This window comes from Nostoc sp. ChiSLP03a (assembly GCF_034531215.2).
Taxonomy (GTDB): Bacteria; Cyanobacteriota; Cyanobacteriia; order Cyanobacteriales; family Nostocaceae; genus Nostoc.
On sequence record NZ_JAVRBQ020000033.1, the window covers coordinates 1 to 18,993 of the forward strand.

Below are 18,993 nucleotides of genomic sequence, written 5' to 3' on the forward strand. Positions count from 1 at the left end.
TTTATAAAGCTGCATAGAATTCGATCCCCCCTAGCCCTCCTTATAAAGGGGGGAACCAGAAAAACATATCAAAGTCCCCCAATTTATCGGGGGATTTAGGGGGATCTAGATATGTGTAACTTCACATTAAATTGGTATAAGTTAGAAAATAAACTCTGCCAATCGATAGAGTTGACAGTATTTTCTCCCTGTTTCACCTCAAATGTGACGTTAGACGCTTTTCCTATTTTTAGCGCTTGTACGCAAAGTTCTGCCACATCCTCACGACTGATTTTGCCTCTAATATTATCACCTTGCTCAAATATTAATTCCTGACCTCCTAGGTCTTCAGTTAAGGCACAAGGTCTAATAATTGTATAAGGAATTCCGCTTTCTCTTAAACTATCCTCTCCCTTCAACTTCCAAGTTAAAATTCCTCCCAATTGATCATTTAATTTCACTGCTGGCGGTTCTTCATCTAAATTAATGCCAGGACGACCGGGACGAGTGACACCTGCTGAACTGACGAGGATAAATTGTGGTAAAGTTGCCCCCCCATAAGCTTTAATTGATTCCAACTGGAAAGTAAAACTACCTGGGGAAAATTTCGGATTTAAAGCGCCATCATGTTCAAATTTGCTCAACATCAGTTGAAATGAGCAAATTCTACTTTGCTCAATTGGCGGCGCATCTTTGACAGTTTTTGCCCGAAAGACGGGAATCAAATCTGCAAAGGGAATGTGAACATCTATCCAGGTATTAGCTACGGTGTCAAAAGAATAGCTATAGCCAACACCATCCCATGTTGTATCTGTCCGCAGAAAGATTTTATAGCGTTGACCATCACCTTTGACACGCAATTTCACACCTTCATAACTAGATAAGTTGAAAGGTGGATCAAAATTTTTCGTTCTGACAGAAGCAAATCCGCCAGAGTTAGCGGTGGAAACATTACCCGCAAATAAAGCTGTATTTTCTACTAATTGGATATTACTAGCGCTCACGCCACCCATGACAACATCATCCAATGCTCCCCAGCTATCCTTTAATTCTGCTGATGGCTTGGTGAAATCAAATATTAGTTTTTCGTTTGCTTGGGGTAAATATTTTGCTGCCGCTTCAACTAAGTTTTTGACTCCTTGATATTCTACATTTTCGGGAGTGTCGCCAACAATTTCTGGCTGGTAAAATTTAACACCTTGATAATATTTAGCTCTATCTGCTGTGTCTCCCTCAACTGGTTGTACGCGTACTGCTGTGCAACAAATTACAGCTTGGATATCAGAAAGAACTAAAGGAGTTAAAGTTTCTGGTTGCGTGATATCTGCAACTACTAAATCGATATCATTACCAAGAATTGACCGCGCTTTGTCGATATCTCGAACTAGAGCGCGAACTTTATAACCTTGTTGGAGCGATCGCTGCACGACTCGTTTACCGACACCGCCTGTTGCACCTGCTACTAATATTACACCCACATTTCTTCCTCCATTGGGTTTATATTGATTATCCTTAGGACGACCTTGGATTAATTGCTGTACCCAGTTAAGGAAAGGAATCACCTCAAAGTAAGTCAGGGTTTCGATAAACCTGCCTAAGTCCCATTGAGAACGATTTTTGTCAGTCATATTTGCGTCCTCATAACTTTATTCACTCTAACAATTTTGGGGGGAGTGACGAGTAATGTAATTCCCTTACTTGAAAAGCGCTGAAATTTATTTAGAGCGCAAAAGTATCAAAAATAGAGTGTAGGCTGTAGGGGAAAGACGAAATGGTAAGCTGAAATTGTAGTTATCTCCGACAACAGGCATCAATTACTATCGTTACCAGAGCAGTAAAGCAGGCAGAATATAGCTTTTGGGCAATAATGCAAAAACTCCTTTTTAATGACAAAAATAGATTTAGAGCGCAGGCCCTATTCCTTGGTAAAGGTATTAACTTACAGACGCTAGATAATTACATTTGCTTGGCGAGTATGCCAGTAATGGTTAAAGCCGGTGAAGAAGGCTGTGCAGTACTGCTGGGCTATGGTGCAGTTGTCCTGTTTAACCTTGAGCCTGGAGAAAAGGTAGCCTTTTTGACCAAACTATCCTCTCGAATTAGTGGCTCTTTTGACAACCCAGAAACAGAAGAGGTAGAAGTTCATCTCAATATTGCGGAGAGCGAACGAGCTAAGGAAGGAAAAATTTTACTGCATGAATTGAGTATAGAACGCTTACAGATAGTGGCTGATATTCTTGCCAAGAGTGTTGTGCTGTCTCACTATGAAACCAGCCTAGCAACTGTATTCGATCAAATTGAACCGTTTGCAGCTAGTCTCCAGCGTGAAAACAGGGGTAGACGCCAGAGCCGGGAATTACTGCGTCAACTAGGAACTTCCTTATTAGTTCAACATAAGATTGTAGGTCAAGTAGAAATTATCGATAAGCCGGAGTTGCTCTGGGAATCTCCCCAGCTAGAAAACTTATATCTGCGCTTGGAGGATGAATACGAAATTCGCGAGCGTCACCATGCCCTGGAACGTAAACTAGAGCTAATTTCCCAAACCGCACAAACGGTGCTGGAGTTCATGCAGCATAGCAGTAGTCAGCGAGTAGAGTGGTATGTGGTGATTCTGATTGTGGTAGAGATTCTGCTGTCACTTTATGACATCCTTTTCAAAAACTAATTTTAAATTTGGGGTTGTGAGATGGCAAGGGAGCGATCGCAACTACTCAAAATTCAGTGCGAGAAATCGCTCCTCAGAGCATTATTACTAATACCATTTTGAAAAATGATTGCGACAGATGGATTCACACCAAGCCAGACGCACCAAGCAATACGCTTGGGTTAAGCAAATTTATCTGTTAAGGCAGGCAGGGGAAGCAGGGGGAGAGAAAAAAGCTTAACTGAACTGTATTGATGCACCAAGGCAATTTCCAATCCAAAATCTAAAATCCAAAATCTAAAATGGTATAACTTGCTGGCAAACTGGAATACGGATTTGAAACTCCGCTCCCTCACCGGGTTCTGAAGTGCAAGAGAGTGAACCACCATGTTTTTCGGTAACGATTTGGTAGCTAATCGACAAGCCCATACCTGTTCCTTTACCCACAGGTTTTGTGGTGAAGAAAGGATCGAACAAGCGACGGCGAATAGGCTCTGGTATACTCATCCCATTGTCTGCAATCCGAATTTCGACTTGCTCGGCATTAATTTGCTTAGTTTGAATAGTAATGGTTGGAGTTCTAATTTGTCCTTGATTGTCCGTTAATGACTCTTCCAAAGCATCGATCGCATTACTCAACACATTCATAAATACTTGATTTAGCTGCCCTGCATAGCATTCCACTTGAGGCAAATTACCGTAGTGTTTAATAAGCTCAATAGCGGGACGATCTGACTTGGCTTTGAGGCGATGTTGGAGAATCATTATGGTACTGTCAATGCCCTCATGAATATTAACAGCTTTAATTTCGGCTTCGTCCATGCGTGAGAAAGTTCGCAGAGAAGCGACAATTTGCCGAATCCGGTCTGCCCCAACCCACATAGAAGACAGTAGCTTCGGCAGGTCTTCTAGCACGAATTCTAGATCGATCGCCTCTGCTTCTTCCAGAATCTCTGGATGGGGAGATGGGTAATGCTGCTGATAAAGTTCCAGCAGTCTTAGCACCTCTTGGGTGTAACTGTTGGCATGGGTCAGATTGCCAAAGATAAAATTGACTGGATTGTTGATTTCGTGGGCAACCCCAGCTACTAGTTGCCCCAAGCTCGACATTTTCTCGGTCTGCACAAGATGAGCCTGGGTTTGTTGTAGTTTATACAGAGATTTTTCGATTTGTCCGGCTTTTTCTCGCTCTCGCGTTTCGGATGCTTGCAAAGCTTCATTTTTAGTTTCGAGTTCTTGTGATTTAGCTTCCAGTTGTTCTGAGTAAGCTTGCAGGTTGGTGTAAAGACGGGCGTTGTCGATCGCAATCGAAATTTGTGCGCTCGACAGACTCAGCACATTCACCCGTTCTGGAGTAAAAGCACCAGAAATAAGATTATTTTCCAGGTAAATAATCCCAGTAAACTTGCCAGAGTGAATCAGCGGCAAACACAAAATTGACTTGGATTGGTAAGTGGTGATATAAGCATCAGTCACAAAACGGGAATCTTTAACAGCATTGTCTAAAACCAGATTATTTCTAGTTCTTTCCACATAGTTGCATAAGGCAACCGGGAGTAAGGGTGAATTAGTTTTATCCTCTGTGTTAACAACAACGCTAACCTCCTTACCTATAACTATTCCCGTTGCTTCTAACATCCATTGATTCTCGTGCTTGGCAATAAAGTAACCTTGTTGAGCGCCAGCATTTTCGATGACAATCTTCATCAATTTTTCGAGCAGCTGAGTTAGCACCATTTCTTCTGACAGCACTTGTGCAGCTTTCATCACTGTCATGAAGTCGAGAATGTGAGCGCCTCCACTAGTCGTAGAGCTTGTTTGAATAGTGTGTAGGTAATTCGTTTCGATTTTTTCTGTGTTTGACCGCAAAATTAATTGCGGATAGCGTGTTTCTAAATCTTTGACTTTAGCAACAGCACCCCAACGGCTGTAGGCGTAGTAAGCATTTGTCATGTACATTTGGGCAATAGTTTCTTTACCCCATGACAGATAAAATTTGGCGGCGAGTTCGTGAGCGATCGCTTCCTCGTTGATATACTCGTTTTCTTTAGCAAGTGCGATCGCTTTTTCATACATCTCGATTGCTTCGATTTTTTCGTTTAAAACTCGATGCCGTTCTGCCTCTACCAAATAGAATTTGTGTAAATGATTCATTGGGGCATAATCCGCCCATTTTTGGATTTTTTCTTGATTAGCTTGTACTCTGTCAAGAATGCCCTGTTGCTCTGACTGTGGAGTATCAGAATACACTGCTAACCATATCAAAGAATCGTAAAAATGGAATACAGGAACAAAGGGCATTCCTACCACTACATCTAAATACTTCTGGGCTATAGCAAGATTCTCAATCGCTTCTGAGTAATTTTCAAACCAATAACAAAGCAAAAATTTGTTCAAATATATGTAGCCAACTCCCCCGTTGTCGTTTGCTTGCTGGTGCAGTGGCAACCTTATATGTTCATCGCAGGCTTCACCCTTGAGCAGGCAGGGATTTTCACTTTTTCCCAGTAGATTTAAGGTAGCCTGCCAATAGATTTCTATATAATAAAGCGCTGTTTCTTGCTTCGTTTTATGAATAGCATCTCTGCTTCTTGCTATCTCTCTTTCAAGAACAGTTAGTTCTTTACCGCTAAAGTAAGCTAAACAGGAGTACTGGAATAGACTATAGCCTGCATATTCTAAATCTCCTGTCTCCATTCCGCTAGAGTGACCTGACAGCAAAGGCTCTAAGCTTTCTTTCAGATGCTCTTTCCAATGTCGGATAAATAGATTTACGATGAAAACTGTCTTGGCTTTGATTTCTTGAGCATTTAACTTTGACACTAGATTTAAAGCCAACTGACCAAATTTATAACCTGAATCAATATCTCCCACAATCGCACACAGAAGAAAACCATAATTGGCATAAGCAAAGGGAGAAACGGTAGCATTACCATATTCGACGGATAATTGTACTTGTTTGCACACCGTCAAGGGCAACAGTGCCGGAGCAACAATATATGCAGGAGCAAAGATACTTGACAAAAGTCTAATGGCTGCTAATTTATAGCGATCGCTCATTTGAGGCAGGTCAATTAAATCCTCAATTCGCCTTCCACTCAAAATTGCCGCAGTGTCCGCCAGACCTTGCCCAATATCTGACGCATTCGGTTCTTGGGGAAACTCTACCCCTAACTGTTTTAAAACTTGTAGCGCTGTGTTAATCGCTTCTAGTAACCGGTTTTGCGCCATATAAGCTTGAAGAAGGACTTCATACACTTTAATTTTGTCCAGTAGCGTCACAGCACGGTTTTGGACGATCTCAAACAATCTCTGCATTTCTGCAAAATCACCGCTCAAAAAAGCTGCCTCTGCCGCTTCTAAGTGCAGTGTTAATGTCAGTTCATATTCACACTTCCAGCTTTCTTCTGCTAACAATCCCAAAGCAACTTGCAAATATTTGATGGCGGAATCGCGCGCTGTGGCTGCTTTTGCTCTTTGATCGGCGATCAGATTTAGTTCTGCAAGTTGATATTTTTCTGTTTCAGATATCAGTAAATCAGTACCGTAATTGAGTTGATTAACTAAAGCAAATATATTTTCTTTGCGTTCTTCTGGCGTCGTATTTTGTAGTAGTAATTGACCAATTTTCAGATGCGTCGCTTGCTTGCGATCGTCGGGAATTAAAGAATACGCCGCTTGCTGTACGCGGTCATGTAAAAACTTGTAATCAACCTTGACATCAGTTAAATTAATTCCGTCAGAATCTTCTTGACTAAAGACTAAGGGAATTTTGTAATCCTGATTTAACGGCAGAATTAACCCAGCTTGCAGGGCTGACCACAATTGCGCTGCAGTGGTTAAAGAAGATACTTCGTTGACGATCGCTAATACATCTAAGTTAAAAGTATTACCAATACAAGCAGCCAGTTTCAGAACTTGTTGCGTTTCTAATGACAGTTTGCGAATATTTCTCGCTGTCAATTCAACAACATTCAAGTCAGTAATGCCGATCGCTTGAATATGTTGGATATTCCATTGCCATACTCCTGAATGGAAGTCGTATGTTAGTAAGTCTTCTTGATATAGGGTTTTCAGCAGTTGTGTTAAGAAGAAGGGGTTCCCTCCGGTTTTGTGGAATAGTAATTCTGCTAGTGGCTGACTGTGTTCTATGTGATTCAATGTATCGCCAATTAACGCTTCCACATCCGTTAACTGCAATGATGACAAGACGATGTTATTTACCACCGCACCAGAAGATTGAATTTTGGACAAACTCATCATCAATGGATGGGTGGGCGACACTTCGTCATCACGGTATGCCCCGATTAGCAATAAATATTTGCGTTCAGTATCGGTCATCAATAGCTCAATTAAGTTCAGTGATGCCGAATCTGCCCACTGCAAGTCATCCAGAAAGACAACTAAGGGATGGTCTTGGTTCGTGAATACCCCAATGAATTGCCCAAAAACGCGATTGAAACGGTTTTGAGATTCTGTCGCTCCCAATTGGGTTACAGGTGGCACAGTTCCAATAATTAGTTCGACTTCGGGAATCACATCAATAATGACTTGCCCGTTTTCTCCCAACGCGGTTAACAGTTTCTCTTTCCACTCTTGGATTTGGGCAGCGCTTTCGGTGAGTAATTGCTGAATCAAAGATTGGAACGCCTGAATCAACGATGTATATGGAATATTGCGTTTGAACTGATCGAATTTGCCTGCAATGAAATAACCTCTGGCCCCGACAATCGGTTTATGAACTTCATTGACGACACTCGTCTTGCCAATGCCCGAATAACCAGAGACGAGCATGAGTTCGCTGCTACCTCTTGCCACACGCTCAAATGCAGTCATTAATGTTGCTACTTCTGCTTCGCGTCCGTAGAGTTGTTGTCCAATCAAAAAATGCCCAGATTTGTCTTGTCTCCCTGGTACGAAGTTTTCAATCTTGCCAATCATTTGAAGTTGAAACAAGCATTCCTCTAAATCCGCTTTCAGTCCCCAAGCGCTTTGATACCGCTCCTCTGCTGTTTTCGCTAACAGTTTCAAAATAATTGCACTAATCGCTTCTGGCACATCTTCCAGAACACGGCACACGGTTTCGCTACAGGGTGCGACTGGCATTTTGGCGATGTGACAGTGGATCAACTCCATCGGGTCACTAGCATAAAATGGCAGCGTCCCAGTTAGCATTTCATACAAGGTGACACCCAACGAATAAAAGTCGGTGCGATAGTCGCACACCCGGTTCATTCTGCCTGTTTGCTCAGGCGACATATAGGCAAGTGTACCTTCAAGCAAATTAGGATTGCTCAAAATAGGATTTTCTCGATCGAGACGCGAGGAAATACTGAAGTCAATCAGTTTGACTTCCCCAGATTCGGGATTAATTAAAATATTGTGCGGCTTAATATCTTTATGTATAATTTTTTGGGCGTGTAGCTCTCCTAAAGTGTGCGCCAAATTAATCGCCACCTTGAGAAAAGTAATCAAGGTAGTTTTTTGAGTCGCAATTATTTCTTTGAGCAAGCAACCTGGAATATCTTCTAATACCAAAGCCAAACCATGCTGATAATTCTTTAACTCGTAGGCTTTAACAATGCCAGGAATTCGCAGTGACTCAATGATTTGATATTCGTGGCGCAGTCGAGCAATATCTTCCAGTGGTGGATGTTCGCACAGAAGAGTTTTGATCGCTACAGAGACATTATCGGTTTCTCGCCGTCCACGATAAATGACGGTTTTACTACCGGAGTGAAGGGTTTCGAGGAGTTGATAACCAGATAAAGTAGCTGTCATTGTTTTCTCTTGCAATATAAGCATTATTAATATGCCCATGCAAGTTTAGCTTTGTAACATCTGAGATAAAAATAAGTATATTTTTACGAGATGTTACATAAATAATTTGGCATAAAAATGTATATTATTACTTGATTTTCACGTAATTTTGCGTGTTTTTGACCTGTGATGAAGTAATGCTTATCCGATCGCAGTTGCAAGTAAAGATATGACACCACGAATCAAAGCCAATGCCTATTTTCTCTGCAACAAACAGAAAAATCGTTGGATTTTCGCGGGAGCTAGCTTCTCGATAAAAGATATTAAAACTACTGACTGCTAATTAGTCTCTTGATTTTTCAGCTAAGTATAGCAAGGGACTGGGGACTAGGGACTGGGGACTGGGTGAAAAGCCTTTTTGTGTCTAAGTTTTATCGTCTGTTGATGTCCTAACCACTTTGACTGTTGCTATAATTACACAACTTCAGCTTTTTACAAGTTAATTGAATATATAGAACTCCTATTTGATTTTTAAAAAAACTCAGTAAAACTTCAAGAGGCTTCTTTACCGTTCCCTATATAGTATTTTTCTAGAAGTTTAAAATATCTAATGATTCTTCTATTTCTAAATCTAATATTATTTCTCGTGTATCTTTGAGTGCTTCTAGCTTACCTTCTTGACGATAGATATCTGCCGCTTTTTGAAAATCTTCAATTGCTCCCTGTTTATCTGCAATCTCTAAACGAATATTGCCACGGTTATAATAAGCATCAGCATAACTAGGATTAATCTGGATTGCCTGAGTATAATCTTCAATTGCGCCCTCAAAATCTACTAAATCTGAACGAGCATTCCCACGTTTTTTATAAGCTATAGCATCTTGAGGATTAATCTTGATTGCTTGAGGAAATCCTGGCTGAGAGCCTAATAAATAACGAGTAATCCCACGGTTTTTATAAGCATCAGCATAATGAGAATTAATTTTAATAGCTTGAGTATAATCTTCAATTGCTCCTTGATTATCTCCAATATGAGAACGAGCTTCAGCCCGATTTTTATAGGTTACGGCAATATTAGGATTAATTCTAATAGCTTGAGTATAATCATTAATCGCTTCCTCTAATCGCCCCAGTTGATAAAGAGCTAAACCTCGTTTATTGTAAGATTTAGCATCATGAATATTCATCTGGATTGCTTGAGAATAATCTGCGATCGCAGCTTCGTAATCTCCTATTTGATAGTGGGCTAAACCTCGTTTATAATACAAACTAATATCATTATTATTAACTTCTAAGGCTTGAGCATAATTAATAATAGCATTTGTATATTCTCCTTTCTCGAAATATTCATCACCCTTTTTTATATAAAGTAGATTTAAATATTCATCATTATATTCAGGTTTAAAAGGAGATTTTAACACCTGATGAATAGTTGACTTAAATGAAATTTCCTGTTTTTGAAGATATTTATAAATAGGTGGTTGTTGCTGAGAAGAATTATTTATAGAAGATTGCAACTGTTCTAGATAACACCATAAACCACCACCATATAGTAATTGTTCTATTCCAAAAGAAATTTTCCCAGTCTTCAACTTAATCATCCGGGTTGGAAGAAAGCCAGCCAAAAAAAGGTGATACTCAGATTGTGCTTCACTGACATCTTCTTGAATTAAAATGCAAACTACAACTGCATTTTTTTCAACTTCTTCAGAACTAATTGACCATCTAACTCTGTCAATGCGACCATGACGAGATTTAACCTCAATACCAATAGATGGGTCAGAAGTCAAGGTAAAATCTATATTACCATCGCCGCCAAATCGCTTTTCATAATCGACTTCGGTAATAAAATCAGCTAAACGTTCTTTGACAACTTCCTCACCCAATTTACCTTTGAGATAGCTAAGAAAAACATCACGCACTGGTAAAACACGCTTATATTTTTCAGCCATCTGCCAGCAAAATTCCCGTAGTGCTTTTAATCTCTCTCCAGAAATTATAGTTAATTCACTATATTGACCTTCTGTTTCACAATGAAGCAGACAACCAGATGCTAACCTTTTAATAAAATCAGACTGTAGCGATCGCAGTAGTGTAATCCAGTCCATTTATATTTCTGCGAATCTTTTGATGAGATTATTCTATTAAAATATCCATTCAGCGTAAAGCTTTTAATTAGCTTAGGTGATATTGCCAAAAGTTATTTACTATTTTGCAATAATTCTTAATTTAACTTAATATACAAAAATTAGTAGAGGATGAGATTAGATTAAACAGAGTGTAGTTATAGCAGTCTCTCTCAGACATTGCTGCTTTTTACAATCGAGTATTAGTGGTAATTTATTAATACATTTGGCATGACTTACATTAATTTTAAAGATCCTGTCGTCTCTGATTATACCAAAGTTTTTGCGGTTGCGAAATTAACCCAGAAATCAGTTTTGGTGACAATAGATGAGGCGATCGCACTCAACAATTATGGGAATACGATTATCTAGTAGAGACTATAACGATCGCTGTGCTGCGATGCACGAGTATTTTCCACTAAAAATTTACTTTTGCAATTTGAGATAAGTTCTTAATTTTAGCCTGTAAGGGATTTCACTTAGCCCATAACATTCCTTTAAATAAAATTCATACAAATTTTGTTAATTATCTATAGCTGACTAGTTACAAATGCTATTTAAGACGACTATGATTATACGTAATATATCATTAGCTACAGTAGGAAACTTTGAAATGATTATCAAAAAATATTTAGTAGTCAAACAGTCAGAGATTAGCTAATTGATTGAGTAACTACGGCTGTTGACTAGATTTACCCAGGAAGCCGTTTATAGGAAACTTGTCACTTACTTGTTTATCCCATAATTAAGCATTGTTAGAATGGGCATTTTCAACTTTGCCTACATATTTTAGTATCTATAGCATCAAATTAATTGTACTTTCATTATCTTCAATACTTTAGAGATAAAAATTTTTATAAACCTCTAACCAAGATATGAATTCAGAAGAAAAATCAATATTAAATATAGCTGATTGTCAGAATTGGTTTTGTCCAAATTTTGCAACCCACTGGCAACTAATTTCTTTAATTGAATCAGAAAAAGTGCAGTTACAAGCAATAAAAACAAAGCATAGTTATCTATTTTCAGCAACTGAAGGTTACGCTTTACAGCATTTTACTGGGAAGTTTACAGTTAGACACGTTCAGGAAAAGTGTGAACAGCAGTTTGGGGACGCTATTTCTCCTAACTTTATGGTGCAGCTATTAGAAAAATTGATTCAATTGGGAATATTTGCAAATCCTAGCCTTGCAAAAACACAAGGTGAAACCAGCCGTTTACGCCTACTTAAATCTGCTGTGCAGTGGATATGGCACACAGATGGATATTGGTTATTACGGCTGCAAGATACAGATAGTATTGCCTATCTGCAAGTTAGTAACTACGATAAAACCCTAATTTTGCAGTTAAGTCAACTGCCAGTAGAAACTATTGTAGCTAAATATAAAATCAGCCCTCAGTATTTGCAAGAACTGTTGCAGAGTTTAGCAGTTAAAGGAATGTTGGAAGGATTTGAGCCGCCAAAACCCCAGAAAAAATTTAGCATATTACAACTACTTTTCTTTAAGTTTCGCCTATTTAACCCTGACAGTTGGCTAAACCGTAATATTAATAGATTTAGATTTATTTTTACTACAGAGTGTTGTTTATTACTCTGTATATTTCTAGGTTTTACGACTGTCATTGCTTTTTCAAAACAAGAGAGAATTTATCACCTTGGGCAGGAGTTATGGAGTAGTCAAGGTTCTAGTTTAATCCTTCCTTTCGCACTACTGATGATGTTGGTGGTATCTATTCACGAATTAGGTCATGCTTTCACATTAAAACATTACAAAGGTGTTGTTTTAGAAATAGGTATGATGTTTATTTGCTTGTTACCAGGAGCATACACTAATACCACTGATGCTTATGGCTTAGTCAAACGTAGACAACGCACTTTAGTAATGGCAGCAGGGGTAATTTGTCAAGTAGTTATTTGGGGAATTGCATTGTGTTTATGGAGCATATCAACACCAGGAACTTGGTTTTATACAGGTACTTATTTATTAATGTTAGCAGCCCAATTTACTTTAGCCCTTAATCTCAACCCACTGAATAAATTCGATGGATATTATTTAGTAGAAGCGATGACGGGAATTAACCATTTACGTAAAAGGTCGTTTGCATATTATGGTCAACTATGGCGAAAAGAACCTAGTCAAGAGCGCAATGAGGATATAGGAATTCTAGCGGTTTATGCTCCTGCTTGTTTACTTTATATCATCTGGCTTTTGGTTAACTTATTTTTCTGGATTTAGCATTTATATGCGCCATTTTTTCCAGCAAAATAGTTGAGTTTTGAACACCATTATTTAGAGGAAACTGAAAATAATGAAAAAATCTCACATAAAAATCGCTCATAATGTATTGTTGCCAATTGCATTGGGAGTAATATCACTAATTTTGCTAATAGATGTTAAGCCTTCACAAGGAGCTAGTTCTCTCGATCAATCTTCTACTCCTTGTAATAAATATGCATCTGTACCTGAGCCTTATCCTTTTGTGGGTATATTAGCTTTTGGAATTTTAGGTGGAGGATATTTATTCAAGCAGCGACTAAGAAAAAAAGGCGCCCGATTGAATAATGATAGGTTGCTACCAATTAATGATTTTTATACATCAAATAATCAACAATATCGACAACTATCATTTATCAATTCAGATGAGCCAAGCGAAGATAATTTATATCGTTTTTGTCCATCTTTGGAATTACAACTAATTGAACCGATGGAAAATATACCCAGCGATTAGAAATCGCACTGGCTTGGCTACATAAATAAAGTCCACCTCCGTGGACTAATGAAAAATCAACTACTTCAATTAATTGGTTATTTTTTTTAAGGTGCATTTATGAATCTGTTTGGATTTGGTGGTAAAAAGGGTCAAAAAGCTAAAAAATCCCAGAAATCAAAGCCGAGAGAAGTATGGAAAGGTAAAAGTTTTGCTCTAGATGATATTATTACTCCTAGCGTTTTTGTCAGTGGTGGCGAAAATTCACCTGAGCCATTTTTAATTGATTTACATACGGTTCCAGGATTAGAAATTGACCTCAGTCAAACAGACTTATTACATGAGCTAAATACAAAAACCTTAGAGTTGCTGACTCAACCACACACTTCATTATTAGATCATCCAATAATGAGTGATGTCCTTCTTGACCCAAGTTATCAACCTTTGCCATTCTTTGATAATCTATCAGTATCTACAAATTCATTCACCGAAAATACATCACTACTGCACAGTTCAGATGTTTGTTCCCTAGATTTACCAACTAGTGGTACGTTTACTTTACCTGTTTTCACCCCTCCAGATGTTGATTCTCCGGGACCTGTATTGCCCTTCGATCCTCCAAGCACAAATCCAGCACCTAAATTTAATTTCAAAAAGTCAGATCAGCCTTTAATTGGGGTGATTGATACGGGATTTAATGCTAAAAATCCAGATATTGATTATGGTCGGGTGAAGTTGGGAAGGGATTTAGTTGATAATGACAATAATCCTTTACTGGCAGATGGTGAAGGCAGCGAACACGGCACTCATGTTTTAGGCATCATTAGCGCTACAGATGGTAATGACATTGGCATTGATGGTATTAATGACCAAGCACCAGTTTGGCTAGGTCGTGCCATTGGTTCGGGTAAATGGGCAGAATCATTACGAGAATTTGTCGATGAGTTTAAAGCATCCGGACAACCAAATGGCGTAGTTAACCTTAGCTTTGACCTGACTCAAACTAACCTCGATGGTAGCGTAACAACACGCTATGAACTAACTCCACAGGAACGAGAAGCATTGGAATATGCCCGTCAAAACGGGGTAATCGTTGTAGTTGCAGCCGGAAACGATGGGGGAACTATGTCTGCCCTTGGTCAAGCTTCTCAAGAATTTGACAATATTATCACTGTTGGTTCAGTAGACTTTAACAAGCAAAAAACTGAATATTCTAACTTTGGCTATGGTCTAGACTTGATGGCTTATGGCGGTACAGCACAGCAACCAATAATTTCAACTATGGGAGATGGTGCTGATATTGATGATGAACCACCAGAAGATGAAATGTCTGCCAATGCCAAAAGTGCTTTTAATGAAGTATTTGGATCTTTTAGCGATCGCACTTTAAAAGACTTAGAAACAGATCAACAACAGTTAGAAAATCTCACTCCTGAAGAACGACAAGTTTATGAGCAAGCTACCAAAGATATTGACCAACTTTTACAAGATTATGTAAGTGCAGCCAGCCAAAAAATAGCTTTAGAGTATGTTGATGGTTATTATCATGCCAGTGTTGATGCTCTTGATAAATTTGTTGATGCTTTTGATGGTGATTTAGGTAATACACTGCTTAAGGCGCAAGAGATTTTAGATGATGCAGGTATTAGCACAGACACAACATCTCAAGCAAATGAGAGTAATACTAATTTCTCCATACCTCTAGATTTAGGCGTTGGTGAAATGGCTGGCACATCAGTCGCTGCTGCCAAAGTGACAGGTGTAGTTTCTCAAGTTTGGGCAGCTAATCCTGATTTAAGTTATCAACAAGTTAAAGAAATTCTTAAACAGACAGCTGTAGACCTGAATACACCTGGTTGGGATACGGAAACAGGTTCAGGTTTGGTGGATATAGCCGCCGCAGTCGAACTAGCAAAAAATACTCAGCCGCAAACTTATCAACCCAAGCCCTTAGTTTCTCCCTTTACTTGGGGTGGTGAAGGTCAAGTTACTCCAGGAGAAAGAGCAGTTGCAGTTTCTGTACCGACTTTTACAGGTCGAGTAATGAATGCTGGCTATGTGACAACAGTAGGTTTTTTAAGGATACGTTCCGGGCCTGGAACACAATATGCAGAGGTTGGCCGCAAATACCCTAATGAGGCAGTTAATTTCGATGCCTATGAAAACAATGGTAAATGGGTTGACGATCCTTATATGCCAGGAGGAGGTAGTAGCCGTTGGTATAAAATTGCTGGCACTAACAACTGGATGTCAGCTCTGTACATTGATAACACTCCAGAGCGTGCAGAAGAAGAACGCTGCAGACAGGAGCAAATCAGACAAGCCGAAGAAGCGGCTCGCCGTGCTGAGGAAGCAGCTCGTCGCGCCGAGGAAGCAGCTCGTCAGGCTGAAGAGGAGTTACGACGGTTAGAAGAGGAAGCCCGTCGTCAAGCAGAAGAACAATTGCGACGGATTTTAGAAGAAACACAACGCAGGCAGGAGCAACTGCAAGCATCTCTAAGTTACGTTACTCAAAAAGTAGGTGATTTGGGAGAACCACTAAGGAGTTATATCAATAATGGTGTGGCTGTCTATGAATATAGTAAGGGACGTTTGTCAATTCAGCCTGATGGCAGATCGGCTTTCTATGAAGTTGGTAAGAAAGTAGGGGAATTTTTCGATGTTAATCAAAAAGACAGTTTTGGGAATTATGTTAGAAATGATTATTGGAATCCAGATCATCCTTTATTAGTAAATGTTGCCAATATTGCATCTAAAGCAATAGAAGAAGCGGATGCAATAGAGGAAATAGGCAGATTTATTACTTATACAGGCTATTTACCTGGCAGTAATGGCTTTGTTTTATATCCTCCTCGCTTTGGGAATTATTCCAAACATGTGGATAATACTTTAGGATTTTTAGCTCAACAATCCAGGAACTGGGATGAGTTCATTGAAGGTAAAACATATACAAATCCAGGTAAAAATGGATTTGTATTTAAAACTGAAGGCGCACTTCCTAAAGGAACTCAATGGTTAGGAAAAGCAAGCACTATCGCAACGATAGTAGGATTTGTTCCTACAGCATGGGAATATTCTCAAGCTGAAACTGATGAGCAAAGAGGACAAATCCTAATAAGCGAAGGCGCTGAAATGTTAGGAGGACTTGCAGGCGGATACATTGGCGCAACAATATTTGCTCCTGTTTTTCCTCCGGCTGGATCGATAGTTGGTGGTATAGTTGGTGGATTAGTTGGAGGTTACCTTGGTAAAAAAGGTGGCGAATGGGTTGCTGACAACTGGGGGAGTATAAGGGAAACTACAGACAATGCTTGGAATGCGGCAACTTCATCTGTAAACGCAGCTCTTGAAGCCGTGAAACAGAAAGCAGCAGAAGCCAAACAAAAAGCTCAAGAACTAGCTAATCAAGCCAAAGCTGCCTATGAAACGACAAAAGCTAATGTAGAGCAAGCGAAAGCTGCATACCAAAATTTTAAAGTAGAAGTACAAAAAGCTACTACTCAAATTGTGCAACAATCCCAGCAGAAGATAAAAGAAGTTGCTCAAAAAGTAATGAATTCTGTTGCCCAAAACCCCATTGTTAAAGCAGGTTCTAAAGTTGTCAATTACGTTGCTAACTATGCTCAAAAAGCTGTAAAAGTCGTAGGCAATATTATTAACGGAGCAAAACAGTTTGTTAACAACGTCATAGACACTGGTAAACAGATTATTAACAATGTGATTGAGCAAGGTAAACAAGCTTATGAAAATGTGAAAACCTTTGTAACTGAAAAAGTTGAACAAGGTAAGCAATATGTTGCTGAAACATATAAGAAGGTTGCTGAATCAGTCAATACTGTTACAAACACTATCTCTAGTGGCTTTAATGGAGTGAAATCCCTCTTTGGTTGGTAGGTAAATTAAAATGTAGGGACGAAGAGCCGTTCGCCCCTACCGAGATAATATGAAATCTGAAGGTCTGGGCGATCGCCCTTTTTTCGATATAATTTTGACCGAGCGATCGCTACTGCGCGATCTATTACGTGAAATGCTGTAATTTTGGATAAGTTTGACTGATAAAAATCAGTTAAGCTGATAGCCAGCAGAGATTTTTACCAGTTTCTATCTAACACCTTACTTCATATCATAGCCAAACAAATTTGGGTCTACTTCTCCTAACTGCAACTCTGCTAAACCATACTCCGCCCATCGTCTCTCTACCATCGCTGCCACATCTGGATCGGATTCTAAAGGCAAACCCCATTCATGATTTGTTTCCGGCGGAATCTTGGTAGTTGCATCAATTCCCATCCGTCCGCCTAAGCCAATCTTCTCACTGGCAAAATCCAACGTATCAAAAGGTGTATTCGGCAAAATAAAGACATCCCGTACTGGGTCAACTTTGGAACTAATTGCCCAGACAACTTGACGGGGATCGCGAATATTTATGTCTTTATCCACAACAATTACAAATTTGGTGTAAGTAAATTGTGGTAAAGCACTCCAAAACGCTAAAGCCGCCCGTCGCGCTTGTCCTGGATATGCTTTATCAATGGAAATAATCGCCGCTTTGTAACTCAAAGCTTCCATTGGTAAGAAGAAATCGACAATTTCTGATACTTGTTGCCGCAGTATGGGCGTATAAATGCGATTTAGTGCGATCGCCATCATCGCTTCTTCTTTGGGTGGACGACCGCTAAATGTTGTTAAGTAAATCGGATTTTTCCGGTGCGTCATACACTCGAAGCGAATTAACGGCGAATCTTCCACGCCGCCGTAATAACCCATGTGGTCGCCAAAAGGCCCATCGGGTAAAACTTCCCCTGGTGTAATCGTTCCTTCTAAGACAAATTCGGAATCTGCGGGAACTTCCAAATCTACAGTTTTACACTTTGCCAACTGCACGCCGGAACCGCCATAAAGTCCAGCAAACAGCCATTCTGATAAATCTACAGGTATAGGTGTAGCTGCTGCCATGATAATTAGAGGATCTACACCAAGTGCGATCGCAACTTCTAATTTTTTCCCACGTTCCGCCGCTTTTCGCAAATGCCTTGCCCCACCCCGCACCGATAACCAGTGAACCGTCATCGTATTTTTCGATTGTAGTTGTAAGCGATACACACCTACATTTGGAGTACCAGTCTCACAATCCTTGGTAATTACTAATCCCAGCGTTATAATCTTCCCAGCATCACCAATATAAGGACGTATCAAAGGCAACTTATTTAAATCTAAATCATTACCTTGAATCACAACTTGCTGACAAGCAGGGAAAAAGTCTCGTCCTGGTTTTGCCTTCACCACATCAAACAGCACTTTTCCAAAATCTATCGCCTGGGAAATCTTTTTCGGTGGTTTTGGCTGTTGCAGCATACTCAATTTTTTACCCAGAGTTTCCAACTCCTCTGGATGCTGCATATTCATCGCCCAGCAAATCCTTTCCACAGTTCCCATTAAATTCACCGCCACCGGAAAGGAAGCGCCTTTGACGTTTTCAAACAACAACCCTGGGCCACCTTTTTGTAGCATTCGGTTGGAAATCTCAGCAATTTCCAAGTTTGGGTCAACTAAAGCTGAAATTCGCCGTAATTGTCCCCTTTCTTCCAAAATTTTGATGAATCCCCGCAAGTCTCTTGCCATTGTTCTATAAAGCTAATTATTTAAGAAGTGTGAAGCGCTTTCTTATATTATGGGGTATTGGGAGAGAGGACTTTGAAAGAAGAAGAATTAGAGTGATTATTACTAACCCTTCATATAAATGAAGGGTTTTGAAACCTAAACTTTCAGTTA

General features: G+C 39.6%; 9 protein-coding genes. 5 read left to right on the forward strand and 4 right to left on the reverse strand.

Annotated elements, in window-relative coordinates; genetic code table 11:
- Window positions 1–95 precede the first annotated feature (95 nt).
- A complete protein-coding gene (locus tag RMY32_RS04745; RefSeq protein WP_322712068.1) occupies window positions 96–1,607 on the reverse strand; it encodes a CIA30 family protein in 1,512 nt (503 codons plus the stop codon).
- 239 nt (window positions 1,608–1,846) lie between these two features.
- On the opposite strand from RMY32_RS04745, the gene RMY32_RS04750 reads away from it, so the two are divergent.
- Window positions 1,847–2,647: an RMD1 family protein gene (locus tag RMY32_RS04750; RefSeq protein ID WP_322712069.1), complete on the forward strand. Its 801-nt coding sequence runs from the start codon at window positions 1,847–1,849 to the stop codon at window positions 2,645–2,647.
- 276 nt (window positions 2,648–2,923) lie between these two features.
- On the opposite strand, the gene RMY32_RS04755 is transcribed toward RMY32_RS04750, so the two are convergent.
- Window positions 2,924–8,407 carry an AAA family ATPase gene (locus RMY32_RS04755; protein ID WP_322712070.1) on the reverse strand — a complete coding sequence of 1,828 codons (5,484 nt, stop codon included), beginning with the start codon at window positions 8,405–8,407 and terminating at the stop codon, window positions 2,924–2,926.
- 569 nt (window positions 8,408–8,976) lie between these two features.
- Window positions 8,977–10,494: a tetratricopeptide repeat protein gene (locus tag RMY32_RS04760; protein WP_322712071.1), complete on the reverse strand. Its 1,518-nt coding sequence runs from the start codon at window positions 10,492–10,494 to the stop codon at window positions 8,977–8,979.
- 249 nt (window positions 10,495–10,743) lie between these two features.
- Here RMY32_RS04760 and RMY32_RS04765 point away from each other — a divergent pair, with 249 nt between their 5' ends.
- The 4 genes from RMY32_RS04765 to RMY32_RS04780 all read left to right on the forward strand — a co-directional run bounded on the left by RMY32_RS04765 (window position 10,744) and on the right by RMY32_RS04780 (window position 17,115).
- Entirely contained in the window at window positions 10,744–10,884 is a 141-nt protein-coding gene (locus tag RMY32_RS04765) for a hypothetical protein (protein ID WP_322712072.1), read from the forward strand.
- Window positions 10,885–11,387: 503 nt separating this feature from the next.
- Window positions 11,388–12,749 carry a site-2 protease family protein gene (locus RMY32_RS04770; RefSeq protein WP_322712073.1) on the forward strand — a complete coding sequence of 454 codons (1,362 nt, stop codon included), beginning with the start codon at window positions 11,388–11,390 and terminating at the stop codon, window positions 12,747–12,749.
- Window positions 12,750–12,822: 73 nt separating this feature from the next.
- A complete protein-coding gene (locus RMY32_RS04775) occupies window positions 12,823–13,242 on the forward strand; it encodes a hypothetical protein (RefSeq protein ID WP_322712074.1) in 420 nt (139 codons plus the stop codon).
- A 99-nt stretch (window positions 13,243–13,341) separates the two neighbouring features.
- Window positions 13,342–17,115 (forward strand): S8 family serine peptidase, encoded by a 3,774-nt coding sequence (locus RMY32_RS04780; RefSeq protein ID WP_322712075.1) that lies wholly within the window; start codon window positions 13,342–13,344, stop codon window positions 17,113–17,115.
- A gap of 219 nt (window positions 17,116–17,334) precedes the next feature.
- Here the strand turns inward: RMY32_RS04780 and RMY32_RS04785 are convergent, their stop codons facing one another.
- Window positions 17,335–18,843 (reverse strand): UbiD family decarboxylase, encoded by a 1,509-nt coding sequence (locus RMY32_RS04785; RefSeq protein WP_322712076.1) that lies wholly within the window; start codon window positions 18,841–18,843, stop codon window positions 17,335–17,337.
- Between the last annotated feature and the right edge of the window lie 150 nt (window positions 18,844–18,993).

Coding starts and splice junctions, on each gene's coding strand:
- RMY32_RS04745 (WP_322712068.1), bottom strand. CDS start 1,607: ATGACTGACAAAAATCGTTCTCAATGGGACTTAGGCAGGTTTATCGAA.
- RMY32_RS04750 (WP_322712069.1), top strand. CDS start 1,847: ATGCAAAAACTCCTTTTTAATGACAAAAATAGATTTAGAGCGCAGGCC.
- RMY32_RS04755 (WP_322712070.1), bottom strand. CDS start 8,407: ATGACAGCTACTTTATCTGGTTATCAACTCCTCGAAACCCTTCACTCC.
- RMY32_RS04760 (WP_322712071.1), bottom strand. CDS start 10,494: ATGGACTGGATTACACTACTGCGATCGCTACAGTCTGATTTTATTAAA.
- RMY32_RS04765 (WP_322712072.1), top strand. CDS start 10,744: ATGACTTACATTAATTTTAAAGATCCTGTCGTCTCTGATTATACCAAA.
- RMY32_RS04770 (WP_322712073.1), top strand. CDS start 11,388: ATGAATTCAGAAGAAAAATCAATATTAAATATAGCTGATTGTCAGAAT.
- RMY32_RS04775 (WP_322712074.1), top strand. CDS start 12,823: ATGAAAAAATCTCACATAAAAATCGCTCATAATGTATTGTTGCCAATT.
- RMY32_RS04780 (WP_322712075.1), top strand. CDS start 13,342: ATGAATCTGTTTGGATTTGGTGGTAAAAAGGGTCAAAAAGCTAAAAAA.
- RMY32_RS04785 (WP_322712076.1), bottom strand. CDS start 18,843: ATGGCAAGAGACTTGCGGGGATTCATCAAAATTTTGGAAGAAAGGGGA.